Source organism: Pedobacter superstes (genome assembly GCF_037622515.1).
Taxonomy (GTDB): Bacteria; Bacteroidota; Bacteroidia; order Sphingobacteriales; family Sphingobacteriaceae; genus Paradesertivirga; species Paradesertivirga superstes.
Map to the genome: position 1 here is coordinate 390,526 of NZ_JBBJCN010000005.1, position 24,797 is coordinate 415,322.

Here is a 24,797-nt window from a genome sequence, read left to right on the forward strand (position 1 = left end):
CAATGAAGAATAGTTTTTTTGCTGTAATTTCATTACTTTTAATTTTGAACCTGTCGGATTCGATAGCTCAAATCAGAAATCCACAGCCCGGACGGGAGGGCACTAGCCGAAATCCTGATCCGAACGCGGAACTGGACTCCTTGCGTAAAATCGAAGATGAGGCCAGGGATACCTTGATTATAACCTCCAGGTTTATCCGATATACAACTTTGGGCTTGCTGCAGGACAGTACCCAGACCTTAGCCATTGATACAACATTTCGGAATTTCCATAATTATAACCCTTTAAATCAGCCTCAGAAACCAACGGTAAATCTTGGAAATCTGGGTATAGCATACAGAGAGTTACTGTTTACTCCTTCTTCCTCAATTGGTTTTGACCCCGGGTTTCATTCATTAGATGTCTATCGGTTAACCCAGGATTCACTAAAATATTACCGGGCCCGCTCGCCCTTCACCTCTTTAAGTTATATAAACGGAAATCTTAAAGAGCAATTTTTTAAAGTAACTCATTCACAAAATATAAAGCCCAACTGGAATATCGGGGCTAATTATTTCCGCATTGCATCAGAAGGATTTTACCGCAGCCAGAAAGGAGATCATTTAAACGCAGCCGCATTTACATGGTATGAATCACCAAATAAAAGATATAACCTGCTTGCTAACGGGGTTTTTAATACGCTCAGGGCGGCTGAAAATGGCTCTATCGTTAACGACTCTATATTCACATCCGAAAAGCCAAAAATAACCGGAACTGAAGCTGTTCGCTTAGGCAACAGTGTTCAGCGGTTTAGCCGGACTAGTTCGCCGTATCAGGAATGGAAGCAAAAGGAGTATTTTATCAAGCAGTTTTATTATGTCGGGCGCTTAGATAGCCTGGCTGCGAATTCTAATATTTTACCAACCCAGCGCTTTTCGCATGCCCTGACTTACTCGAACGATATATATAAATTTCATAAAAATGAATTACAGAATCCGTTAAATCCTGTCTTTCCGAATATTCCAAATGATACACTTGAATTAACTAAAGATTCTACTCATGTTAAAAATCTCAGAAATGAGTTTATGTATAGTTTTTACTTAAGGGGCCGTTCTTTAAGTTTTATAAAAAATGAGTTAAAACTTGACGTCGGGCTTCAACACGATTGGTATTGGTATGATCAGATGGATTATTCCACCAAATTTCAGAACGTTACCCTCAAAGCCAATGCAGGGTACCAGTTTAGCGACAGAGTTTCTATAACAGGAGATCTTCAGCAGATTGCCCAGGGAAGGCACGCGGGTGATTATTTATATAAGGCAGAAACTCAGATTTTATTAAGCCGTTCTGTTGGAAGAATTGTATTGGGGGCATTCCTTCAGAATAAATCTCCTCAGCAAATTTTTGAACGTACAAATTATACTTATCATAAATGGGTTGAGAACTTTGAACGCACAAAAACCAATAATTTATCGTTTGCTTACATCAATCCCAAATTTGCCTTCAAAGCAAGAGCAGATTATTACCGGATTGCAAATCATTTATATTTTGAAGCAGCCGCAGATTCATTTCAAATTAACCCGGTTCAATTTGATAAAAGCATTAATTTGTTAAAACTGACAGTAAGCAAGTATACTCGTTTTGGAAAATTCAACCTGGAAAATTTTCTGGTGTATCAGAAAACAGATTTCACAAGTATTTTGCGTACCCCAGAGATATACACTTACAACAGCTTTTATTTTGCAGCCCGGATTTTTAAATCTATTCATACAAATCTAGGGTTCGACGCACGGTGGAACAGTCCGTTTCCTGCACCATCTTATGCTATCAATGTTAGCCAGTTTTATAATGGCGAACCCGTTGAATTCTCATCTTCTCCGATATTAGACGTTTGGGCGAAATTTGCATTGAAGCGGGCAAATATTTTTGTGAGGTACGATTATGCCAATCAGGGCCTGTTTTCGAAAGGTTATTATACTGTAAACCGCTATCCGATGCCCGATGCATTATTGAAGTTTGGAGTAACCTGGAATTTTTATGATTAAGCCTTCATCAGTGTTTTGTGAAATATACCGAGCTTGGTTGCCATTAGCCAGATTGCTTTTTAACATGGTTTTTTGATTTTTGATTTTTGACTTTTCAATCAACCCTAAGTCTTCTGCTTTTTCTTTTTTGCTGCCGGGAACAATACATTATTTAAAATCAGCCTGTATCCGGGCGAGTTCGGATGTAGATTTAAGTCGGTAGGAGGGTCTCCTACGGCATGCTGATAATCTTCAGGGTCATGACCGCCATAAAAAGTAAACTGGCCTTTCCCTAAGTCACCATGAATGTAGCGTGCTTCATTCGCCGACTTCATTTCGCCCATCACTAGTACATCAGGCTTTATCTGGTCTTTTCGAAAGGCGGTGGTTTGTCCCATAAAACCTTTTATAACCTTATCGTGATTTTGAGTTAGCATGGTTGGAACAACATCCCATTTTGCCGAAAAGTCAAATAAAGTAAAGTAGTCGTTGCTGCGTTCAAGCACCCGGGATTGAGTGACGTCGATTGATGAAAATTCGTAATTGTAAGGATTTAAATCGAGCTTGAAATTTTGAAAGGCAAAGGTCTGGTTAAAATCCAGCTTTGCCTGGGCTTTAGGGTCGGCGCCATCGCCATCGAACATACTTTCGCAAATATCCACGCCATCAGCCGCCAGGGCGATGTCAAAGCTGTCAGTGCCCGAGCACATAGCAAACAGGAAGCCGCCACCTGCACAAAAGCCTTTAATTGTTTTAGCAACAGCCAGTTTCATTTCAGAAACTTTCTTGAAGCCAAGCTTGTTAGCCATAGCTTCCTGTTGCTTTACGTCTGCAATGTACCAGCTATGAGATTTATAGGTCGACCAAAAACGGCCATACTGGCCGGTAAAGTCTTCATGGTGCATATGAAGCCAATCATACTTTGGAAGATTTCCTTTTAAAACTTCTTCATCATAAATAATATCATAGGGTATTTCTGCATAGGTTAGAACCAGAGTAACCGCGTCATCCCATGGTAATTTGCTTTTTGGAGAATACACGGCAATTTTAGGAGCTTTCTCAAGCTTAACCATGTCCATATTAACCGATGGGTCAGAAATTTCATTATAGATTGCCGTAACTTTTGAGTCGGGGACAACCTCGTAAGATACGCCACGGATTTTGCACTCATTTTCTAACGACTGTGCATATTTTATCAGAAAACTTCCACCCCTGTAATTTAATAGCCATTCTGCTTCCAGGCCGTTCTTTAATGTCCAGTAAGCGATGCCATAAGCTTTTAAATGGTTCCTCTGGTCTTCATCCATCGGAATGATGATGGAAGCAGCTCTGGCACTAAGTGAGATCACTAAACACAGAAAGGTAAATTGCCATTTAAACATGAATGCAATAACGTAATTTATTAGCTTAAAGGTATAAATTAAGCGGTGAATAATCGATTTTTAAAAAGTGATTACCCAATGCCGCTGAAATAATTACCTTTGCCCACTCGTTATTTTTGAAACTTATGAGCAAAGCAATAATTAAAACAGAAAAAGGTGACATGACCGTACAGTTCTACGATAAAGATGCGCCTAATACCGTAGCTAATTTTTTGGGGTTAGCTAAGTCCGGTTTTTATAATGGCGTAACTTTTCACCGAGTTATTCCTGATTTTGTAATTCAGGGCGGCGATCCCACAGGCACAGGAGCGGGTGGCTCTGGTACCAGAATCAAATGCGAATTAACAGGTGAGAATCAATATCACGACAGAGGTGTATTGTCTATGGCTCATGCCGGACGGGATACAGGAAGTTCTCAATTCTTTATTTGCCATAGCCGCAACAATACCGCGCATTTGGATAGAAACCATACTTGCTTTGGTAAAGTAATTGAAAATGTAGAAGTTGTTGATGCGATTAAAGCAGGCGACAAAATTTTAAGCATTGATATAATTGAAGAATAGTAAATTGGATGTGAGACCTGAGAAATAAGATTTGAGAACTTGATGTCAAATCTTATTTCTTTACTCACATTTATTTTTTGATAATGATTTAGTTATGCGATTAGTTCGCATGTCTAAATCTCAAATCTCATATCTCACAAAAATGAATTTAAAAGGATTAGTAGCAGTTTCAGGTAAACCGGGTTTGTATAAAATTATAGGTCAAAATAAATCTGGATTTGTACTTGAAAGTTTGGATGAACAGAAATTAAAGCTGATAGTGAATTTAACTACAGCAAAATTAGCGTCCTTGGAAGATATTACAATTTTTGGCGAAGATGAAGATCTGAAACTGATTGATATTTTTGAAAACATGAAGGGCTCTTCATCCATCCCTGATCCAAAATCTGATGGCGTAACTTTGCGCAAGTATTTTAGAGAAGTAGCCTCTCAGCATGATGAGGACCGTGTTTATGCTTCTGATATGAAGAAAATCATTACATGGTTCAATCTGATAAAAGATCTTCCGCTGTTTACTGAGACCGCAGGAACGCCTTCAGAAGAACCTGTATCTGTTGAAAAAAACGTTGCGGCGGTTGAAGAAGAAGTGTCTGCTAAAGTCGAAGAAGTAAAGCCTGCAAAAAAAGCCACGGCAAAAAAACCTAAGAAAGCTGCCGAATAGCCAGCTTCTTAGGTTAAAAAAAGTACATAATAGCTGTTACGATTAATAAAGCCAGCAGAAACATTAACCAAAACTGCTTTTGTTCTTTCGATGGATTTATTCCTTTGAATCTATATCTTCTTTTATAATCCGATGGTAGCATAATATTTGTGTCTATAATGTGATTATTCGTGGTGGTAAGGCTCCCCTTTAAGAATGCTGAATGCCCTGTAAACCTGTTCAACAAAAAAAAGTCGAACCATCTGATGTGAAAAAGTCATTTTTGAAAGAGACAGCTTTTCGTTGGCTGTTGTTAGCAAACTGTTATCAAATCCGTACGGTCCTCCTACAATAAAAACCAGGTTTTGCACGCTCGAGAGCATTTTTTTGCTTATAAATCCCGAAAATTGGACAGAGCTAAATTCTTGTCCTTTTTCATCCAGCAAAACAATATAATCGGTGTTGCTTAAGTTTTTTGATATAAGTTCTGCTTCTTTTAGTTTTTGCTGATCCTCCGAGAGGTTTTTCGTGTTTTTTAACTCAGGTATTTCAACTATTTCAAATTTGACATAGTGTTTTAATCGTTTCAAGTATTTCTCTATTCCTTCTTTTAAATAGCTATCTTCTGTTTTTCCTAATACCAGAAAAGTTATCTTCATGCTAAATTTTTAATCTTAACAAAGGTACCGCTATATTTGATTCAGCTTCTATTATAAATTCTAAGCGTATAAAACTATTTTATGCCAAATAAACGTATATAATAGAGAGTGATAAAAACTTATTGATGTGATGAAAACCATATATATAATAGCAAGTTTATTATGCATAGCATTTTATTCGTGCGGGCAGGATAAAAAGACTGTAAAAGAAGCTTCAATTAATAATGCAAAGAAAATGGAATACAATAAATTAACTCCCGAAGAAGAACGGGTAATTGTAAATAAAGGAACGGAGTATCCCGGGACAGGAACACTCCTTAATAATAAAGAAAAAGGTACTTATACGTGCAAGCGATGCAATAACCCTCTTTACATTTCGGATAGCAAGTTCGATTCACACTGCGGATGGCCTAGTTTTGATGATGAAATTAAAGGGGCCGTAAAACGAATCCCAGATCCTGATGGTATGCGGACAGAAATTGTTTGTGCCAAATGTGGCGGCCATTTAGGGCATGTGTTTTTAGGAGAAGGATTTACGTCGAAGAATACCCGTCATTGTGTTAATTCAATTTCGATGAATTTTATTCCCGCTGCAAAGAAATAATCTCTTATCAGGGTGTTTTAAGCTTAATGTTTATTGACATTCAATCCCAAAAGTGGAAAACTTTTGGGATTGTTTTTTTTAATAAGTTTTACTTTTATTGGATGAGATGTCAATACCTGCTGCTGTCTTTATTTTTTTTGTCTTCCTGCTCAGAAACCGTAACCCAAACCGGGAAGGCCTCGTTCTATGCAAAAAAGTTTAACGGGAAAAAGACGGCCAGCGGTGAGAAGTTTCGAAATTCAAAACGAACTGCCGCGCATAAGTCATTACCTTTCGGTACTAAGGTTAGGGTAACGAATCTTAAAAATGGACAGTCTGTTAAAGTAAAAATAAATGACAGAGGGCCTTTTGTGTCTGGTAGAATTATTGATCTTTCAAAGAAAGCTGCGCGTAAAATTGGGATGCTTGAAGAGGGAGTAGCATCTGTTGAAATAAAATACAAAAAGAAATAGCCGGTTAAAGGCACCTCTTGCCCATATTGTTTAAAACTATTCTCCTGTTTAAAACTTCCCCGGTGCACTTCATTCAATCACACCTATATTTGTTTCAATAAGTTCTTTCACATATTTCATTCAGGTTCATAGTTAAGCAATGCCGAGCTATGATTAAAAGGGAACCGTGTTAAAATCACGGGCTGACGTGCAACTGTAAGGAGGTATTTCATTAGTTCTTAAGTTCATTAGTCATTAGTACATAAAACTAATCACTGATATACCCATGACTAATAAACTATAATATTCCAAGCCAGACACCTGCCAGAATGATTTTGTCAAAACTTTCACGTATAAGGTTTTGACAGAAGCTCGTCTCCGTTTAGCTCCTGCTTTATGGAATACCCGTCTTTTGTCAATTCCTGTTTCGCATTAATTAAATTTAAACTGCTATGCAACAGGACGAAATATTACTCAAAGAAAACAAGGATCGTTTTGTGATCCTGCCGATTAACTATCCCGCTATCTGGGAGATGTACAAAAAGCATGAAGCCAGTTTCTGGACAGCCGAAGAGATCGATCTTTCCGGCGATTTAAAAGATTGGGAAAATCTGAATTCCGGAGAAAAGCATTTTGTGTCGCACATTCTTGCATTTTTCGCAGCAAGCGACGGAATTGTAAATGAAAACCTTGCGGTAAACTTTATGAATGAAGTGCAGGTGCCCGAGGCACGTTGCTTCTATGGGTTTCAAATCATGATGGAGAATATTCACTCCGAAACGTACGCTTTGTTGATCGACACATACATTAAGGATCATGCCGAAAAGGACCGCCTGTTTCATGCCATTGATACCGTTCCCTGTGTGAAGAAAAAAGCTGATTGGGCATTACGATGGATTGATAATGGCAGTTTTGCTCAGCGACTGGTAGCCTTTGCTGCAGTAGAAGGTATTTTTTTCAGCGGAAGTTTCTGCTCCATTTTCTGGCTGAAAAAGCGCGGACTAATGCCGGGTTTAACATTCAGCAACGAACTCATATCACGTGACGAAGGGCTGCATTGTGAATTTGCATGTTTGCTTTACAGCATGTTGAAAAACAGACTTTCTCAGGAAGAAGTATTTCAAATAATTTCGGATGCTGTTAGTATTGAAAAAGAGTTTATCACTGATGCTTTGCCGGTTGCACTTATAGGGATGAACGCCAAACTTATGAGCCAGTACATCGAGTTCGTAGCCGACAGATGGTTATCTGAACTGGGATACGACAAAATGTTTGGTGTAACAAACCCATTCGACTTTATGGAAATGATCTCACTCCAGGGAAAAACAAACTTTTTCGAAAAGCGTGTTGGCGATTATCAGAAAAGCGGTGTCATGTCGGTAAATGAAGGAAGTCAGGCGTTTTCTCTGGACGAGGATTTCTGATCTGCTAGATATGAGATGTGAGATTTTAGATATGAGACAGTCTACTAACTTAACATCTCAATTGATTCATAATATTATAGAACTAAATAACTGATGAGATTTGCAAGTACTCAAATCTCATCTCTCACATCTCAAATCTCCCCTCAATGTTTGTAATAAAAAGAAACGGAACAAAAGAAACCGTAAAGTTCGATAAAATAACAGCCAGGATTGAAAAGCTGTGCTATGGATTAAACCCCTCTTTGGTTGACCCGATTGATGTTGCTAAGAAGGTAATTGAAGGCTTATTTGATGGAGTAACGACTTCGGAGCTGGATAATCTTGCTGCAGAAACAGCAGCATCCCTTACAACCAAACATCCTGATTACGCTTTGCTGGCATCCCGTATAGCGGTTTCTAATCTGCACAAAAATACTACCAAGTCTTTTTCAGAAACCATGCGGAAACTGCATCAGTATATAGATCCGAAGATTGAGAAGGCAGCATCGCTAATTGCAGATGATGTAATGGAAATTATTGATGAAAACTCAATCATTCTGGATAGCACCATAATTTACGATCGTGATTTTGGATTTGACTATTTCGGATTTAAAACTCTCGAAAAGTCATACCTGTTAAAACTTGACGGTGAGATTGCGGAGCGCCCTCAACACATGTTTATGCGGGTTGCTGTAGGGATACACAAAAGTGACATCGACAGCGTTATCAAAACGTATAATCTGATTTCTGAGCGATGGTTCACTCACGCAACTCCGACCTTATTTAATGCAGGCACCCCAAAGCCTCAGATGTCATCTTGCTTTTTGCTTACAATGAAAGATGACAGCATTGATGGAATTTATGATACGTTAAAGCAAACTGCAAAGATATCTCAAAGTGCCGGCGGTATTGGTTTAAGCATTCATAATGTCAGGGCAACAGGATCTTATATCAGCGGCACAAATGGGACCAGTAATGGAATTGTGCCGATGCTAAGGGTGTTTAATGATACTGCAAGATATGTTGATCAGGGAGGAGGTAAACGAAAAGGAGCTTTTGCCGTTTACCTTGAGCCATGGCATGCGGACGTATTTGAATTTCTTGATCTTCGGAAAAATCACGGAAAAGAGGAAATGCGCGCCCGCGATTTATTTCTTGCCTTATGGATTTGCGATTTATTTATGAAGCGGGTAGAAGCAAATGAAGACTGGAGTCTGTTCTGTCCCCATGAAGCACCTGGACTGCACGAATGCTGGGGCGACGAATTTGAAACCCTATATACAAAGTATGAGCAGGAGGGAAGAGCAAGAAAAACAGTCAAGGCTCAGGAACTTTGGTTCGCAATTTTAGATGCTCAGGTTGAAACAGGAACTCCTTATCTTTTATATAAGGATGCAGCAAACCGGAAATCTAATCAGCAAAATCTTGGAACGATTAAGAGTTCAAATCTTTGCACCGAAATATTAGAATATACCTCTGCTGATGAAATTGCAGTTTGCAATCTTGCATCTCTTGCATTACCACGCTACATCACGAATGGTGTGTTCGACCACCAGAAATTATATGAAGTAACTTACCAGGTAACATTAAATCTCAATAAGATAATTGACCATAATTATTATCCCGTTGAGGAAGCCAGAAATTCAAATATGAGGCATCGTCCGGTAGGTTTAGGCGTGCAGGGCTTAGCAGATGCTTTTATTCTTTTGCGTTTGCCTTTCGAAAGTGATGAAGCTCAGCAATTAAATAAAGAGATTTTTGAGACCATTTATTTCGCTGCAATGACAGCGTCAAAAGATTTGGCGATTAAGGAAGGTGCTTATGAATCGTTTAAGGGCTCACCATTGTCAAAGGGCCAGTTTCAATTCGATTTGTGGAACGTTGCCCCGGCAAGCAACAGATGGGATTGGGATAATTTACGTCTGGATGTGATGAATCATGGCGTGAGAAATTCTTTATTAGTAGCTCCTATGCCTACAGCTTCCACATCCCAAATACTTGGAAATAATGAATGCTTCGAACCCTACACTTCCAATATTTATACTCGTCGTGTTTTGAGCGGTGAGTTTATGGTTGTTAACAAACATCTTCTTAAAGATTTAGTGAATCTTGGTTTGTGGAATAATGATATGAAGAATAAAATTATTACCGCAAATGGCTCTATCCAGGATATTGAAGAAATACCTGTTGAGATAAAGGCTTTGTACAAAACTGTTTGGGAAATTAAAATGCGGACAATCATTGATATGGCTGCCGATAGGGGCGCCTATATTTGCCAGTCGCAGTCTCTGAACTTGTTTATCAATTCTCCAAATTCATCTAAGCTTACATCCATGCATTTTTATGCCTGGAAGAAAGGCTTGAAAACCGGAATGTATTATCTCAGAACACAGGCGGCTTCTCAGGCAGTTAAATTTACGGTAGAGAATCAGGCAGGAAAAAATATGGAGCCTGTACTTCCGGGGCAGGTCATTGATGTTGAGGAGGAAATTCCCGCTGGTCCGGTTTGTTCTATGGAAGAAGGCTGTATAAGTTGTTCTGGATAGAATCGGTAAATTTGAAAATTTAGCTAATCTAATTTAAAGTATCAGACACCTCCAGGGTGGCTGGTACTTATTTAATAAGCCGCATTCAATTGACAAAACACGAAATAATACCCTGTGAACGATGTGGAAACCGCATTGAGTGTAAAGCGAATTCTTATACCAAATGTCAATGTTCAAAAGTTCAGCTTAGTTTAAACGAAACTCAGTATATCTGTGAGAATTACGATGGATGTTTATGTGCGGATTGTCTTTTAGATTTGCAAAAAGAGTATCTGAAAATGATCAATACCGTAGATATTAACACTAATCCATCAATCTCAAAATTGTAAGTCACTTCTCTTTTTGACTTTCTTTAAAAAACTCTAACTTCACGCCGAAAATAAATTTTTATGAAATTACTTGAAGGAAAAACGGCATTGATAACTGGCGCCTCGAAGGGAATTGGACGCAAAATAGCCGAGAAATTTGCCGAGCATGGTGCTAACGTTGCCTTTACATATTTATCTTCTGTTGAAAAAGGCCTTGCTTTAGAGCAGGAATTAAAGACTGCAGGAACCAAAGTAAAAGGCTATCGTTCGGATGCTTCTAAATTCGATCAGGCAGAGCAATTAATAACGGATATAGTGGCAGATTTCGGTACAGTAGATATCGTGGTAAATAACGCCGGTATCACCAAAGACGGGTTATTAATGCGTATGAGCGAACAACAATGGGATGAGGTTTTAGAAGTGAACTTAAAATCGATTTTCAATGTGACAAAAGCAGCCTCGAAAATTATGATGAAAAACCGTAAAGGCGTTTTTATTAATATGAGCTCTGTTGTTGGTGTTCAGGGAAATGCGGGTCAGAGTAATTATGCAGCTTCTAAAGCTGGCATTATCGGGTTTTCAAAATCAATGGCTAAAGAACTGGGTTCAAGAAATATTCGTACAAACGTTGTTGCCCCAGGTTTCATTAAAACTGAGATGACTGAAGTTCTGGATCCAAAAGTTGTGGAAGGCTGGGAAGCGGGTATACCGCTTAAGCGTGCAGGCCAAACAGAAGATGTAGCAAATGCTTGTGTGTTTCTGGCATCAGATTTAAGTTCATACATCACCGGACAGGTAATTGCTGTTGATGGAGGAATGTTATAATTGTAACAATTTTGATTTTTATACCGCTTTAAATAAAAAATGGCATATTTACGTTCTGTAGATATGCCATTTTTGTTTCAGCTTCAGTTTACTTCAACTACCTTTTTATCGTTGCTGTTCTGCATTTTGCTTGGCATTGGCTATGCTATTCTTCTATATAAACCCAGGCAGCTAAATTCTTCATTAAATAAATCCCTATTTGCTTTAAGAAGTTTAGCAGTGGCTTCTATTGCCTTTTTATTAGTTGCGCCGATGATTAAATTTTCGGCAAATACAACAGAAAAGCCGCTTATAATTCTTGCTCAGGATAATTCTGCTTCAATATCACTTTCCAAACCGCTCAACTTTGATACTGCGGATTATACAAAGGATTTAAAAGATTTAGAGAAAGAGCTTTCTAAAAATCACGAGGTAAAGTCGCTCACCTTCGGTACAACGGTTAAAACAGGCTTAAACTTAAACTATAAAGAATCACTGACGGATATTAATTCTTTATTTAAGCATATAAATGAGCAATACCCGAATAGAAATATTGGCGCTGTAATTTTATCATCAGATGGTATTTATAATCAGGGTGGTAACCCGGAATACGAGGCACAGAATCTTAAGTCACCAGTTTACACAATTGCACTGGGCGACACAATTGCTAAAAAAGATCTACTCATCGCTAATGTGAATTATAATAACATAGCTTATCTCGGGAACGACTTTCAGGTGGAAATAAGCATTGAGGCTTTTCAAAGCAGGGGCATTTCCAGCCGGTTGAGTGTTTCAGGTAGTTCCGGTACCGTGTTTAGTAAGGGCATCGTGGTTGGTTCAAATGAATTTCGTTTGAATATTCCAGTTACATTATCTGCAAAGAAAAAGGGCATTCAGAGATTTACTGTAAATTTATCTCCGGTATCAGGCGAGCTATCCACTCAAAATAATACTCAAACGTTTTTTGTGGAGGTAATTGATGGCAAAAATAAGGTGGTTATTCTTGCTAATTCCCCTCATCCTGATATTTCCGCAATTAAACAGTCAATCGAACTTAATAAGAACTATGAAGTAAAAAGCGTATTAATATCAGACTATAAATCTTCTGATATTACTGATGCAGGATTAATCATATTGCATCAGCTTCCATCTGCCGGAACGGACATAAAGCCCATTTTACAACAGGCGGGAAATAAACCTGTCTGGTATATTTTGGGTGCCCAGACCGATGTATCCTCGTTTTCTGCGATGCAAAGTTTATTGACTATCAACTCGGCAAGTGCTTCAGAAGAAGTTATCGCAAAAGTGAACGATGACTTTTATGAGTTTACTTTATCAGAGCAAACACTGAATAACCTTCAAAACTTTGCACCCTTACTTTCACCATTTGGGAGTTACGCTGTCAAATCTCCGGCTTCAATACTATTTAATCAACAAATAGGCAAGCTTGCCACTACCCGGCCTCTTTTATTGTTTTCTAAAGATGCTGATAAGAAAGTTGGAGTTCTTACCGGAGAAGGTTTATGGAGATGGCGATTAGAAGATTTTAAGGAAACGGGCACACACAAGGCTGTTGATGAGTTACTCACTAAGGTAATCCAGTTTATGGTGACAAAAGATGATAAGCGAAAGTTTAGGGTCTATCCTGCTAAGAATACTTTTGATGAAAGCGAGAATGTGATTTTAAATGCCGAACTGTATAATGATAGTTATGAGTTGATTAATAGTCCAGACGTGGCCATTACTTTAAAACAGGGTAATTCAAAAACCTATCCCTATTTGTTTACTAGAACAGGAAATGCTTACATTCTAAATGCTGGTATTTTACCTTCAGGAGAATATTCCTACTCTGCCAGCACGCAACTTGGAAAAACAAAGTATTCAGCATCAGGCCAGTTTGCTGTGGTTGAGCAACAAACAGAATACAGGCAGACAACAGCGAATCATCAGTTGCTGTACAATCTTTCCGCTCTTAATAACGGCGAATTATTTTATCCTTCTGATATCAAAACTCTTGCTGACAAAATAAAACGAAACGAACTTATTAAGACGATTTCTTACGAGGACAGAAGGTATGAAGACTTAATAAGTCTCAAGATTATTTTCTTCCTTATTCTTGCGCTGATTTCTACCGAATGGTTTCTGAGGAAACGAAATGGCGAAGTTTAAGAGTCAGATTTTACTCGGCTAATCTTCTGCAGGTTTCTCCCTGATGATTACAAATACGTCTTCGTCATCTTTTTTCATCAGGTATTTTTCCCTGGCAAATTTTTCTAAACGCTCCCTGTTTGTAGTAAGCTCATCCAAATCTTTTTCAACTTGCTCAATCTGTGTGATATAAAAAGCTTTTTCTTCTTTAAACTTATTTAATTGAGATCGGTACTCATATTGAGATAGAAGATCATTCCGGTCGAAAAATAACATCCACACCAGAAAACAGATGCTGACTAAAAAATATTTATGACGAAATAACTCTACTATTCTTTTCATTGGGTATTACAAACTTACAATAAAATTCTTTCCTTTAAATCCTGTGCCATTAAAATTTTAAGATTCGGCATAGAAATTATAAACTAATGGATTGATAATCACTGGTTCTCTAGCCGGAGGGATGAGTTTAATGTTCCAGAAATTGCCTGTAAACAGAGAAAGCCCGGCAAGCGGGCTTTCTGATTGTATGCAAAAAGGATTATTTTTTCAAAAACTTAAAGTCTTTTCCAATAAACTTCGCAGAAGCACCTAGTTCTTCTTCAATACGAAGTAACTGGTTGTATTTTGCTATCCTGTCTGAACGTGATGCAGAACCAGTTTTTATTTGTCCACAGTTTAAAGCAACCGCTAAATCAGCGATAGTTACATCTTCTGTCTCACCAGAACGGTGAGACATTACAGACGTGTATCCATTAGTTTGTGCTAATGAAACTGCGTTAATAGTTTCTGTTAATGAACCGATTTGGTTTACTTTTACTAAGATGGAGTTTCCTGTATTGGTATCAATACCTCTTTGAAGACGAGTTACGTTAGTTACAAATAAATCATCCCCAACTAATTGAACTTTATCACCAATTCTTTCGGTCAATAATTTCCAGCCATCCCAATCATTTTCGTCCATACCATCTTCAATAGAGATGATCGGATATTTTTCAGTTAATTGAGTTAGGTAATCAACTTGTTCAGCGCTGGTGCGTATAGCGCCTTTCGAGCCTTCAAATTTTGTATAATCGTATTTTCCGTCTTTGTAAAATTCAGAAGAAGCACAGTCAAGCGCTAAAAAAATATCAACACCTGGTTTGTAGCCAGCTTTTTCAATTGCTTTCAAAATAGTTTCAGCTGCGTCTTCAGTACCATCAAAAGCCGGAGCAAAACCACCTTCGTCTCCTACTGCAGTAGAAAGCCCTCTATCGTGTAAGATCTTTTTTAAGTTATGAAATACCTCAGTTCCCCAACGTAATGCTTCTGAGAATGAAGGAGCACCTGCAGGCATAATCATGAATTCCTGGAAAGCAATAGGTGCATCTGAATGAGATCCACCATTGATGATGTTCATCATCGGGATTGGTAATGTATTTGCATTTACACCGCCTATATAACGATATAAAGGCTGGCGACTTTCCTGTGCTGCCGCTTTAGCCACCGCTAAAGAAACACCTAAGATAGCGTTCGCTCCGATTTTTCCTTTGTTCTCTGTGCCGTCAATAGCAAGCATTACAGAATCAATTGCATTTTGCTCAAATACATCCAATCCTTTTAACTCCTTAGCTAATATTTCGTTTACATTTTTAACAGCATTCAACACTCCTTTACCCATGTATGTTGCCTTGTCGTTGTCACGAAGCTCAACCGCTTCATGCATACCTGTTGACGCACCCGATGGTACTGCAGCACGACCAAGAATGCCATTTTCTGTAATTACATCTACTTCGATAGTAGGATTGCCACGAGAATCAAGGATCTGACGGGCGTGAACGTCTAAAATTAAGCTCATTGTTTGTTAATTTATTGTTATCAATCGCTATTTGCGATATTATTTCTCTTTTTAGTGCATTTTCTTAGTGTAAAAAGAACACTAAGAAATAATTTCTGCCAAAAATAGTATTTTCAATCTATTTATAAACAGATATCTGTCAAATACTAAATAAAAATCCCGCTAATCTGTGAATATCAGCGGGATTTCTTTTAGTTTTTAGTGTCCATCAAACTCACAAACTGGTCGAACAGATACCGCGAATCGTGCGGACCCGGCGATGACTCAGGGTGGTATTGAACGGAAAATGCTTTTTTATTTTTTACTCTTATTCCTTCAATTGAGTTATCGTTAAGGTTTAAGTGTGTGATTTCTACTTTGTCAGAATTTTTAACATCGTCAGGAACAACTCCGAAACCATGGTTCTGAGATGTCACTTCGCAATGGTCAATTATTATATTTTTTACAGGATGATTAAGACCACGGTGGCCATTAAACATCTTCATCGTTTTAATGTCATTGGCCAAAGCCAGTAACTGGTGGCCCAGGCATATTCCGAACAATGGTTTATCAGCTGCCAGAGCTTTTTTAACCGTTTCTACAGCATATGGCATCGCTGAAGGATCGCCGGGGCCGTTAGAGATGAAATAACCATCTGCACCCCATCTTTCCATTTCTTCGAATGAAGTTTTTGCTGGGAACACTTTTACATAAACGTCCCTGTTGTCGAAATTTCTCAGGATATTTTTCTTCACTCCTAAATCAAGTACTGCAACCCGGTGCTTGCCCTGTTCGTTGCCATAGAAGTAAGGTTCTTTTGTGGAAACTTTCGAAGAAAGCTCAAGTCCTGCCATCGAAGGAACTTCAGCGAGCCTGGCTTTTAAAGTTTCAAGGTCGAGGATTTCTGAAGAAATAATAGCATTCATAGCCCCTTTATCTCTGATATGCCTAACCAAAGAGCGGGTATCAACATCAGAAATGCCAACTATATTTTCTTCCTGGAAATAATCCTGAATAGATTTGTCGGATTGTTTTCTACTGAAAGCTATATTAAAGTTCTTACAAACCAGGCCGGCAATTTTAATATCACCCGACTCAATTTCCTCATCATGCACACCATAGTTCCCAATATGAGCGTTGGTGGTAACCATTATCTGGCCAAAATAAGAAGGGTCTGTAAATACTTCCTGATAGCCGGTCATGCCGGTATTAAAACAAATTTCGCCAGTGGTAGTGCCAATTTTTCCCGCAGCTTTCCCATGGTACACGGTTCCGTCTTCAAGTAATAATACAGCAGGTAATTTGGTGTAATATGTCATTTTAATTTATGTTATTTAAATGTTGTTTTTCTACTGACGTTCCGGCACTTGCGCGAACTGAATCATTTTTTTGGTAAAAAAAATAAAAATATCGAGTTTTCCCGGAAGGATTTCCGGCTGCTGGGGGCAACAGGCTGAAGCAGTTTACTTCAAATTTCACGGGGGACAAAAGTACAAAATTTATCAGGTTTTTTATGATAAAGCGAAAAAAACTTCTGTTTGAATTTTACTTTCTACCTTTGACATGAAGAATAATTATAAACATGTCTGTACATAAAGATATTAAACGCATTACTACCAACACTCTTCAGGAAATGAAACTGAAAAGTGAAAAAATAGCGATGCTAACTTCATACGATTTTTCCATGGCGAAAATTGTTGATGAGGCGGGTATTGATGTAATATTGGTGGGCGATTCTGCCTCAAACGTAATGGCGGGTCACGAAACTACTTTGCCTATAACATTAGACCAGATGATTTATCATGCCGCATCTGTTGTTCGGGCTGTTAACAGGGCATTAATTGTGGTCGATCTGCCTTTTGGTTCTTATCAGGGAAACTCAAAGGAAGCTTTGAATTCGGCTATTCGAATTATGAAAGAATCGGGGGCCCATGCGGTGAAACTGGAGGGTGGTATAGAAATTAAAGAGTCTGTTGAACGGATTATAGCTGCCGGAATTCCGGTAATGGGTCATTTAGGTTTAACGCCACAATCTATATATAAATTCGGAACCTATTCTGTACGGGCGAAGGAAGAAGCAGAGGCCCGGAAGCTTAAAGACGACATTCTAATTTTACAGGAGAGTGGTTGTTTTGCTGTTGTGCTTGAAAAAATTCCGGCTTCGCTTGCTGCCGAAGTAACAAATTCGGTGCGCATTCCAACTATTGGCATTGGTGCAGGCGCCGATTGCGACGGTCAGGTTCTCGTTGTGCATGATATGATGGGTTTAAATAAAGGGTTTAGGCCGCGGTTTCTTCGCCAATACCTAAATCTGTATGAATTAATGAATGGGGCTGTTAAGGCTTACGTTTCAGATGTCAAAAACAACGATTTTCCTAACGAAAAAGAGCAATACTAATTACCTATGAGACAGGAATTTCGGTATACAAGTTTTGATATAACAGACAAAGACATCCTTTATGAAGATAATCATTTAATTGCTGTTAACAAACGTGCCGGCGATATTGTACAGGTTGATGATACCGGTGATGAATCTCTGGACGAAAAGGTGAAAAAGTATATAGCCAAAAAGTATAATAAGCCTAATGGTGCTTTCCTGGGAGTAGTGCATCGCTTAGACCGGCCGGTAAGCGGGGTTATTTTATTTGCTAAAACAAGTAAGGCATTAGATAGAATCAACGCTATGTTTAAGGGCCGCGAGATGCATAAAACATATTGGGCGGTAGTTAGGCAGAGACCTGTTCCTGAAAGCGGTAATTTAGTGCATTGGCTGGTGAAAAATCCTCAGAAAAATGTTACAAAAGCTCATGACAAAGAAGTTGTTGGAAGTCTGCGATCTGAACTGAACTATAAATTAATCGGGGAATTAAATGGCTATTATCTTATTGAAGTAGATCCCATTACAGGCAGGCCCCACCAGATTCGTGTTCAGCTTTCTACTTTAGGTTGTCCCATTGTTGGAGATAATAAATACGGATACCCTCGCGGCAGCTTAAAAAAAAGCATTTGTTTGCACGCAAAACGGCTTCAGTTTATTCATCCTGTAAAGAAAGAACCAGTCGATATTATTGCTCCTTTGCCCAAAGATGGCTTTTGGGATAAGTTTGAGATTTTCGGATAATGATAGGCCTTATTAACTTTTAATATTATGTCAGTTTGAAATAACATGTTCAAGAATCTGATAATAAAATTCTTTTCCTGGTATATCAAACGGATTATTTATAAAGACTTCGATTCTTTCTCATATAATAAGATTGAAATAGATCAGTCGCGTGCCATTCTATTACTTTCAAACCATTTTTCATGGTGGGATGGCTTCCTAATGTTTCAGCTTAATAGACTCTATTTCAAAAAAAAGTTTCATGTTATGGTTTCAGAAGATAACTATAACAGGGTTTCATTTTTAAAATATCTGGGTGCATTCCCTGTCAGAAATAATTCAAAAAGTCTCATTGAAACTTTACAATATGCCGGGGAGCTTTTAAATGACGGGAATAACCTTGTTCTGATTTTCCCTCAGGGAAAACTTTACTCTAATCATGTTGCCGAAATAGACTTTCAAAAGGGGATAGCTGCTTTAATTAAGTCCTCCCAAAAAAACTTTCAATACCTTTTTGCTGCTTCTTTCGTTGATTATTTTGAGAAACGAAAACCATCAATAAGGTGTTATCTTCAAATTTGGGACAATGATGAATCGCCTGGTTTAACTTTAATAAAAAGTGCTTTTAATACACATTATGAAACCTCGCGGCAGCAGCAAAGCCGCATTATAGTTTAGCAAAATGCTGATATTTTATGTAGTTTTTTTCTTCCTGATTATCAGATTTGCTGTCACACTTTTTAATTTTATTTCTAATCCCAAACTTCCGGTTTCTCCAATCCAGCACAGCGATTTTGTTTCGATCCTTATCCCTGCCCGCAACGAAAAGGATTGCATTATAACTTTATTAAATTCCATACGTTATCAGGATTATGTAAATATTGAAGTTCTGGTTTTGGATGATGATTCATCTGATAATACCTTCCTGCTTTGTGATTCTTTTTCCAAAGAAGATTCAAGGTTCAAAGCGGTTAAAGGACAGCCACTCGAAGATGGATGGCTTGGGAAAAATTTTGCCTGTCATCAGTTAGCTAACATGGCAAACGGAAAGTACCTTCTTTTTCTTGATGCGGATGAAATTATTACTGATGGTTTAATAAATAATGCTGTGCATCGCCTGAAACAAGGGAAACTTTCTCTTTTAAGTTTATTCACAAACCAGGTGATGCTTACTATTGGAGAACGTTTGGTTGTTCCATTAATGCATTTTCTTTTGTTAAACTCCCTGCCTTTAAGATTGGTCCGTTTATCCAATAATCCTAAATTATCTGCGGCAAGCGGACAGTTTATGTTATTCGACTCTGTTTCCTACCATACCCATCAGTGGCATGCTCAGGTTAAAGACAAAATTGTAGAGGATATCGAAATAATGAAACTGGTAAAAGCTTATCAATATAAAGGTGAATCTCTGTTAGCTAATGGTTACATAGCCTGCCGCATGTATACTGGCTTTTCGGATGCTATAAACGGATTTAGTAAGAACTTGCTGGCCGGCTTCAATTATAATATCCCTGGATTGTTATGCTACTTATTATTAATTATCCTCGGACCTGTTTTTATCGCAATTTATCTTAATTATTCCCTGCTGTTTTTTGCAATTACTTTAATTGTTTTATCAAGAATAATGATTTCCCTTTCTAGTGGTCAGAATGTATTTTTAAACATAATATTGCATCCTTTTCAAATGATTTCCCTGGTGGTAATTTCATGTATTTCAATAAAAAAGCATTTAACAAAGAAAACTAACTGGAAAGGCCGGATAATAAAATCATGAAAGTTACTCCTTCCCACGTTTGTGCTTTTCTGGTGATTTTATTTTATGGAGTGGGTTATTTTGGATTTACTGATGTAAACCATTTTTCTCTTTTTAAACAACTGATTCCATTTCACTTATTACTTATGCTCGTGTTAATGATTATCAGTCATGCGGATAGGGATAAGTATTTCTGGACATTTATACTGATCACTTATGTCGCAGGCTTTATTATTGAATTGATAGGTGTAAAAACAGGACTCATTTTCGGAGAATACGCTTACGGCGCGGCCTTAGGACCTAAATTTGAAGATATTCCATGGCTTATTGGCGTGAATTGGATCCTTGTTATTTATTCTGCGGGAATGTTTTTAAAAGAGTTGGGAATAAAGAGCCATGTTGTTCGTTCATTGATCGGAGCTTTTTTAATAACTGCTCTTGATATATTAATAGAACCAGTAGCTATAAAGTTTGATTACTGGAGCTGGACAAGAGGTGTAGTTCCATTCCAAAATTACGCCGGGTGGTTCATCTTTTCATTTGGAATGCTTTATTTCTTTTATTGGATGAAGTTCAGGGAAACCAATTTTGCAGCAGCAGTTCTTTTTATAGTTCAATTCGCTTTTTTTTTCGCTCTAAACATGACGACGCGTTAAAAACATTTTAGCTATTTTTGTATTTGTTTTGCACTATGGAATATAACCTTCAGGTAACGATAGATAAAGATTCCGGCTTTTGTTTTGGTGTGGTTTACGCCATAGATATGGCTGAAGAAATTCTTGAGGAAGACGGATATTTGTATTGCCTTGGAGATATAGTTCATAATGACGAAGAGGTTGACCGGCTTAAAGTTTTAGGTCTGCGAATTATTAATCATGACGACCTGAAAAGTTTGAAGGATGAAAAGGTGCTTATTCGCGCTCATGGCGAAGCTCCCGAAACCTATCGGACAGCGTTAGAAAATAACATTACTTTAATTGATGCCTCTTGTCCGGTTGTACTTAAACTTCAGAACAGGATCAAGAATTCTTATGATGATAAGGAGAAGATATTAATTTTTGGAAAGCATGGTCATGCTGAAGTTATCGGATTGCAGGGGCAGACAAATGATGAAGCAATTGTTTTTCAGGACATCGCCGAACTCGATACGATTGATTTACCTAAGCAAATTACTCTATACAGTCAAACTACCAAGAGCACTGATAAATTTTATGCAATAAAAGATGAATTGATTAGTCGTGGATACGAGCTTAAAGCAAACGATACTATTTGCCGCCAGGTATCTAACCGGTACGATGATCTTGAAAAATTTGTTCAGCACTTTGATAAAGTAATCTTTGTATCAGGCAAAAAATCATCAAACGGAAAGGTATTATATGATGTATGCAGAAAATACAATCCGTCATCTTATTTTATCTCTCAAGAAGAAGAGCTTCGCGATATTTCGTTTAATCCCAACGAAAAAATCGGAATCTGCGGAGCTACATCAACCCCAATGTGGCTAATGGAAAAAGTTAAAAAAGCTTTAGAATCGTATTAGGTTCAAGATTCTTTTATAGGATTTACAGCAACCATGAATAGTAAATCAAACACCGGGCTTTTATTTGCTTTCCTTGTGATCTCAGCATGGTTTGCCTGTCTTTTTTTTCTTTTAACCTGGAACTTCTCCTGGTCCAATCCATTAACTTATCTAATGATGTTTGTTCAGATGCATTTGTACACCGGGCTTTTTATAACGGCTCACGATGCCATGCATGGAACTGTCTCCCCGTCAACTAAGCTCAATTTTTTCATTGGCCAGGTTTGTACAGCTTTATATGCTGCTTTCCCATTTAATAAATTATATAAAAAACATCATGAGCATCATCGTCATGTACATTCGAAATTAGATCCGGATTATCACGATGGTAATTTCTTTTCCTGGTACCTGAAGTTTTTAAGAGAATATCTTTCGGCCTGGCAAATTCTTGCAATGGCCATAGCCTTTAATGTTTTAAAGATTTGGTTCAGCGAAATCAATTTGATTTTATTCTGGGTATTGCCGCCTTTATTAAGCACTCTTCAATTATTTTATTTTGGAACATGGTTGCCTCATCACGGTTCGCATAGTAATTCCCACCATTCCCGCACACAGGCTAAAAATCATTTGCTGGCTTTTTTTACCTGTTATTTCTTTGGATATCATTATGAACATCATGAATCTCCCTGGATGCCATGGTGGTTGTTATGGAAAACGAAATAATTGTATTCTTTAAGTCAAAAGCTGCTTTGCATCCTTAACTAAAATCATTGCTTCATCTATATTTGTGCCTCTAAAAGAGTTAAATGAGAAAGCAAGGAGTTTTACTGGTAAATCTGGGTACACCCGATAGTCCATCAGTTTCTGATGTCAGGAAATATCTTAATGAATTTCTGATGGATGAACGGGTTATAGATATTAACGCTGTTAACAGGACCCTTCTGGTAAAAGGTATTATCGTGCCCTTTCGCGGGCCAAAATCTGCAAAAATTTATAAAGATCTCTGGACTGAAGATGGCTCTCCTTTACTTTTTTACGGTGTAAAAGTAAAAGAACTCCTGCAGGAGGAACTAGGATCTGATTATATTGTAGAACTAGCCATGCGTTATCAAAGTCCCTCCATCAAGTCGGCTTTAGAAAGATTGAAGAAAAAACAGGTAAATAGCATTCGTGTCGTTCCTCTTTTCCCTCAGTATGCTTCTGCGTCTACTGGCTCTGTTATCCAAAAAGTAATGGAACTGGTAAGCAAATGGCAAACTATTCCGGATATTTCTTTTGTTAATTCATTTCATGATAACGAAGGAATGATAGACGTATTTGCTGAAAATGCCCGGAAATACCAGCCCGAAACATTTGATCACGTGCTTTTTAGTTTTCACGGCTTACCAGAAAGGCAATTAACCAAGGCTGATGATTCAGGTAAGTACTGCTTGCAAACACCTAATTGCTGTTCTCGTTTAAACGACGTAAACCGCTTTTGTTATTCGGCCCAGTCGCATGACACTGCAAGATTAATTGCTGAGAAATTGAATCTTCCGAGAGAAAAGTATACAATTTGCTTTCAGTCACGTCTGGGGAATTCTCCCTGGAAAAAGCCTTATACCATTGAAGTTTTAGAGGATCTCGCAAAGAAAGGAGCCAAGCGCCTGCTGGTGTTCAGTCCTGCCTTCGTTGCCGATTGTCTTGAAACTAAAATTGAGATTTCACAAGAGTATAATGAAGAATTTCGCAATTGGGGCGGAGAGAAAATTCAATTAGTTGAAAGCTTGAACGACAATCCCAAATGGATTGAGGCACTGCGAGATATTGTGTTAAATAAGAAACAGACCCCGCAGCCTATTTCTGAATGATTTGGTCGATATACGCCATAATCATTTCTGTAGCTCCTTTTTCTTGTTCAACATAACGTCTGGCATTATTGCCCGCTTCATCCCTTAAAGACGAATTTTCAAGTTTCTGCATTAGAGAACTTAGTTCGCCGGAATTTTTTATTGAAAATCCTGCTTCCAGTTTAAGTAAAGCTTTTGCCTCACGAAAGTTATGAAAGTTTGGGCCAAAAATTACGGGGATCCCGAAAGCTGCCGCTTCCAGGGTATTGTGAATGCCAACTCCAAATCCGCCTCCTATATAAGCGATATCGCCGTATTGATACAAGGCCGATAGCATTCCGACATTATCTATTATTAATACTTGCGCATCTGGTTTTTGAACTAACGCTTTAGAATTGTTTATTTCCGAATACCTTATTGTTTTATCAGAGTCTGTTATTGCGATAAGCTTATTAAGTTTTTCTGATTTAATTTCATGAGGAGCAATTATAAATTTCCACTCTGGGCATTCGTGTAAAAGATTCGCGATTAATGCTTCATCTTCCGGCCAGGTGCTCCCCGCGATAAAGATTTTAAAGTTCCCGCAAAAAGCTTTTACTTTATCAAATTGCTTTGGATTAGCGGCATTCTCAGCAACGCGATCAAAACGCGTATCTCCGCTTACGGTTACATTTGTCAAGTTAATATCTGCCAGCAATTTTTTGCTGGTTTCGTCCTGAACAAAAAAATGATTGACAAAACGCAGAATTTTTCTGTTTAAATTTCCATACCATTTAAAGAAAGGTTGTGATTCGCGAAAAATTGAGGAAATGACAATCAAAGGGGTGTTTCGCTGATTTAATTTATAGTAGAAATGGTACCAGAATTCATATTTTGTAAAAATTGCCAGCGAAGGATTTATAAGTTTCACAAACTTTTCTGCATTATCGTTTGTATCTAATGGAAGATAAAAAATATGATCAGCATTTTCATAATTTTTTCTAAGTTCATATCCTGATGGTGAGAAAAACGTAATGATTATTTTATGCGTTGGATATGATTCTTTGGTCCGTTCCAGTACAGGGCGTCCCTGTTCAAATTCTCCAAGTGAGGCGAAGTGAAACCAGATTGATGGAGAAGTAGAATCAACTTCATTTGAAATTTTTTCAAATAGGTTTTTTCTGCCTTTAACCCAAAGGTGTGCTTTGGGGTCAAAATGCTGATAAATAATTATTAATAAATGATATATCTTAATGCCAATATTGTAAAGAATAAGCATGTTTCAGCGTAAATATTTTATATTCGTCGAA

Annotated in this window: 24 protein-coding genes and 1 riboswitch; of the genes, 18 read left to right on the forward strand and 6 right to left on the reverse strand. The window is 37.9% G+C overall.

All coding sequences use genetic code 11. From position 1 onward, the window contains the following. Positions 1-2 precede the first annotated feature (2 nt). Positions 3-2,024 carry a putative porin gene (locus WG906_RS15690; RefSeq protein WP_339993775.1) on the forward strand — a complete coding sequence of 674 codons (2,022 nt, stop codon included), beginning with the start codon at positions 3-5 and terminating at the stop codon, positions 2,022-2,024. Between the two features lie 104 nt (positions 2,025-2,128). Here the strand turns inward: WG906_RS15690 and WG906_RS15695 are convergent, their stop codons facing one another. Beyond that, positions 2,129-3,310 carry an asparagine synthetase B gene (locus WG906_RS15695; RefSeq protein ID WP_339993828.1) on the reverse strand — a complete coding sequence of 394 codons (1,182 nt, stop codon included), beginning with the start codon at positions 3,308-3,310 and terminating at the stop codon, positions 2,129-2,131. Between the two features lie 200 nt (positions 3,311-3,510). Here WG906_RS15695 and WG906_RS15700 point away from each other — a divergent pair, with 200 nt between their 5' ends. Then, positions 3,511-3,948 carry a peptidylprolyl isomerase gene (locus WG906_RS15700; protein WP_339993776.1) on the forward strand — a complete coding sequence of 146 codons (438 nt, stop codon included), beginning with the start codon at positions 3,511-3,513 and terminating at the stop codon, positions 3,946-3,948. 142 nt (positions 3,949-4,090) lie between these two features. Beyond that, positions 4,091-4,609, forward strand: coding sequence for a DUF5606 family protein (locus tag WG906_RS15705; protein WP_339993777.1), 519 nt, complete (start codon positions 4,091-4,093; stop codon positions 4,607-4,609). 164 nt (positions 4,610-4,773) lie between these two features. Here WG906_RS15705 and rlmH read toward each other — a convergent pair whose 3' ends face one another. Then, positions 4,774-5,247, reverse strand: coding sequence for a 23S rRNA (pseudouridine(1915)-N(3))-methyltransferase RlmH (gene rlmH, locus WG906_RS15710; protein ID WP_339993779.1), 474 nt, complete (start codon positions 5,245-5,247; stop codon positions 4,774-4,776). A 130-nt stretch (positions 5,248-5,377) separates the two neighbouring features. On the opposite strand from rlmH, the gene WG906_RS15715 reads away from it, so the two are divergent. The 7 genes from WG906_RS15715 (at position 5,378) to WG906_RS15745 (ending at position 13,512) form a co-directional block, all read left to right on the forward strand. Next, a complete protein-coding gene (locus WG906_RS15715; RefSeq protein WP_339993780.1) occupies positions 5,378-5,851 on the forward strand; it encodes a methionine-R-sulfoxide reductase in 474 nt (157 codons plus the stop codon). 101 nt (positions 5,852-5,952) lie between these two features. Continuing rightward, a complete protein-coding gene (locus WG906_RS15720; protein ID WP_339993781.1) occupies positions 5,953-6,303 on the forward strand; it encodes a septal ring lytic transglycosylase RlpA family protein in 351 nt (116 codons plus the stop codon). 105 nt (positions 6,304-6,408) lie between these two features. After that, positions 6,409-6,625, forward strand: a riboswitch (cobalamin riboswitch). Positions 6,626-6,734: 109 nt separating this feature from the next. Beyond that, positions 6,735-7,706, forward strand: a complete 972-nt coding sequence (locus WG906_RS15725) for a ribonucleoside-diphosphate reductase small subunit (protein ID WP_339993782.1) — start codon at positions 6,735-6,737, stop codon at positions 7,704-7,706. Positions 7,707-7,852: 146 nt separating this feature from the next. Next, complete coding sequence (locus WG906_RS15730; RefSeq protein ID WP_339993784.1) at positions 7,853-10,231, forward strand: ribonucleoside-diphosphate reductase subunit alpha; 2,379 nt, start codon at positions 7,853-7,855, stop codon at positions 10,229-10,231. A gap of 56 nt (positions 10,232-10,287) precedes the next feature. Next, complete coding sequence (locus WG906_RS15735; protein WP_339993785.1) at positions 10,288-10,560, forward strand: cysteine-rich CWC family protein; 273 nt, start codon at positions 10,288-10,290, stop codon at positions 10,558-10,560. A 60-nt stretch (positions 10,561-10,620) separates the two neighbouring features. Further along, positions 10,621-11,364 (forward strand): 3-oxoacyl-[acyl-carrier-protein] reductase, encoded by a 744-nt coding sequence (fabG, locus tag WG906_RS15740; RefSeq protein WP_339993786.1) that lies wholly within the window; start codon positions 10,621-10,623, stop codon positions 11,362-11,364. 39 nt (positions 11,365-11,403) lie between these two features. Beyond that, on the forward strand, positions 11,404-13,512 hold the full coding sequence (locus WG906_RS15745; RefSeq protein WP_339993787.1) for a hypothetical protein: 2,109 nt from the start codon (positions 11,404-11,406) through the stop codon (positions 13,510-13,512). 18 nt (positions 13,513-13,530) lie between these two features. Here WG906_RS15745 and WG906_RS15750 read toward each other — a convergent pair whose 3' ends face one another. The 3 genes from WG906_RS15750 to carA all read right to left on the reverse strand — a co-directional run bounded on the left by WG906_RS15750 (position 13,531) and on the right by carA (position 16,626). After that, the gene (locus WG906_RS15750) at positions 13,531-13,833 is read right to left on the reverse strand and encodes an FtsB family cell division protein (RefSeq protein WP_339993788.1); all 303 of its coding nucleotides are present in this window, start codon (positions 13,831-13,833) and stop codon (positions 13,531-13,533) included. 199 nt (positions 13,834-14,032) lie between these two features. Then, positions 14,033-15,328 carry a phosphopyruvate hydratase gene (gene eno, locus WG906_RS15755; protein ID WP_339993789.1) on the reverse strand — a complete coding sequence of 432 codons (1,296 nt, stop codon included), beginning with the start codon at positions 15,326-15,328 and terminating at the stop codon, positions 14,033-14,035. Between the two features lie 191 nt (positions 15,329-15,519). Continuing rightward, a complete protein-coding gene (gene carA, locus WG906_RS15760; protein ID WP_339993790.1) occupies positions 15,520-16,626 on the reverse strand; it encodes a glutamine-hydrolyzing carbamoyl-phosphate synthase small subunit in 1,107 nt (368 codons plus the stop codon). Positions 16,627-16,889: 263 nt separating this feature from the next. Between carA and panB the strand changes: the two genes are divergently transcribed. From panB to hemH, 8 genes are all read left to right on the forward strand, one after another. Next, the gene (panB, locus tag WG906_RS15765; protein ID WP_339993791.1) at positions 16,890-17,705 is read left to right on the forward strand and encodes a 3-methyl-2-oxobutanoate hydroxymethyltransferase; all 816 of its coding nucleotides are present in this window, start codon (positions 16,890-16,892) and stop codon (positions 17,703-17,705) included. A gap of 6 nt (positions 17,706-17,711) precedes the next feature. Beyond that, positions 17,712-18,428: an RluA family pseudouridine synthase gene (locus tag WG906_RS15770; RefSeq protein ID WP_339993793.1), complete on the forward strand. Its 717-nt coding sequence runs from the start codon at positions 17,712-17,714 to the stop codon at positions 18,426-18,428. Between the two features lie 45 nt (positions 18,429-18,473). Then, on the forward strand, positions 18,474-19,085 hold the full coding sequence (locus tag WG906_RS15775) for a lysophospholipid acyltransferase family protein (RefSeq protein ID WP_339993795.1): 612 nt from the start codon (positions 18,474-18,476) through the stop codon (positions 19,083-19,085). Positions 19,086-19,089: 4 nt separating this feature from the next. Next, entirely contained in the window at positions 19,090-20,181 is a 1,092-nt protein-coding gene (locus WG906_RS15780; protein WP_339993796.1) for a glycosyltransferase family 2 protein, read from the forward strand. After that, positions 20,178-20,816, forward strand: coding sequence for a carotenoid biosynthesis protein (locus WG906_RS15785; RefSeq protein ID WP_339993798.1), 639 nt, complete (start codon positions 20,178-20,180; stop codon positions 20,814-20,816). The genes WG906_RS15780 and WG906_RS15785 overlap by 4 nt, the downstream gene beginning before the upstream one ends. A 35-nt stretch (positions 20,817-20,851) precedes the next feature. Beyond that, the gene (locus WG906_RS15790) at positions 20,852-21,700 is read left to right on the forward strand and encodes a 4-hydroxy-3-methylbut-2-enyl diphosphate reductase (RefSeq protein WP_339993800.1); all 849 of its coding nucleotides are present in this window, start codon (positions 20,852-20,854) and stop codon (positions 21,698-21,700) included. A 33-nt stretch (positions 21,701-21,733) separates the two neighbouring features. Further along, positions 21,734-22,402, forward strand: a complete 669-nt coding sequence (locus tag WG906_RS15795) for a fatty acid desaturase (RefSeq protein ID WP_339993801.1) — start codon at positions 21,734-21,736, stop codon at positions 22,400-22,402. Between the two features lie 83 nt (positions 22,403-22,485). Beyond that, positions 22,486-23,529, forward strand: a complete 1,044-nt coding sequence (hemH, locus tag WG906_RS15800) for a ferrochelatase (protein WP_339993802.1) — start codon at positions 22,486-22,488, stop codon at positions 23,527-23,529. Here hemH and WG906_RS15805 read toward each other — a convergent pair. Continuing rightward, a complete protein-coding gene (locus tag WG906_RS15805; protein ID WP_339993804.1) occupies positions 23,516-24,766 on the reverse strand; it encodes a 3-deoxy-D-manno-octulosonic acid transferase in 1,251 nt (416 codons plus the stop codon). The genes hemH and WG906_RS15805 overlap by 14 nt on opposite strands. Positions 24,767-24,797 lie beyond the last annotated feature (31 nt).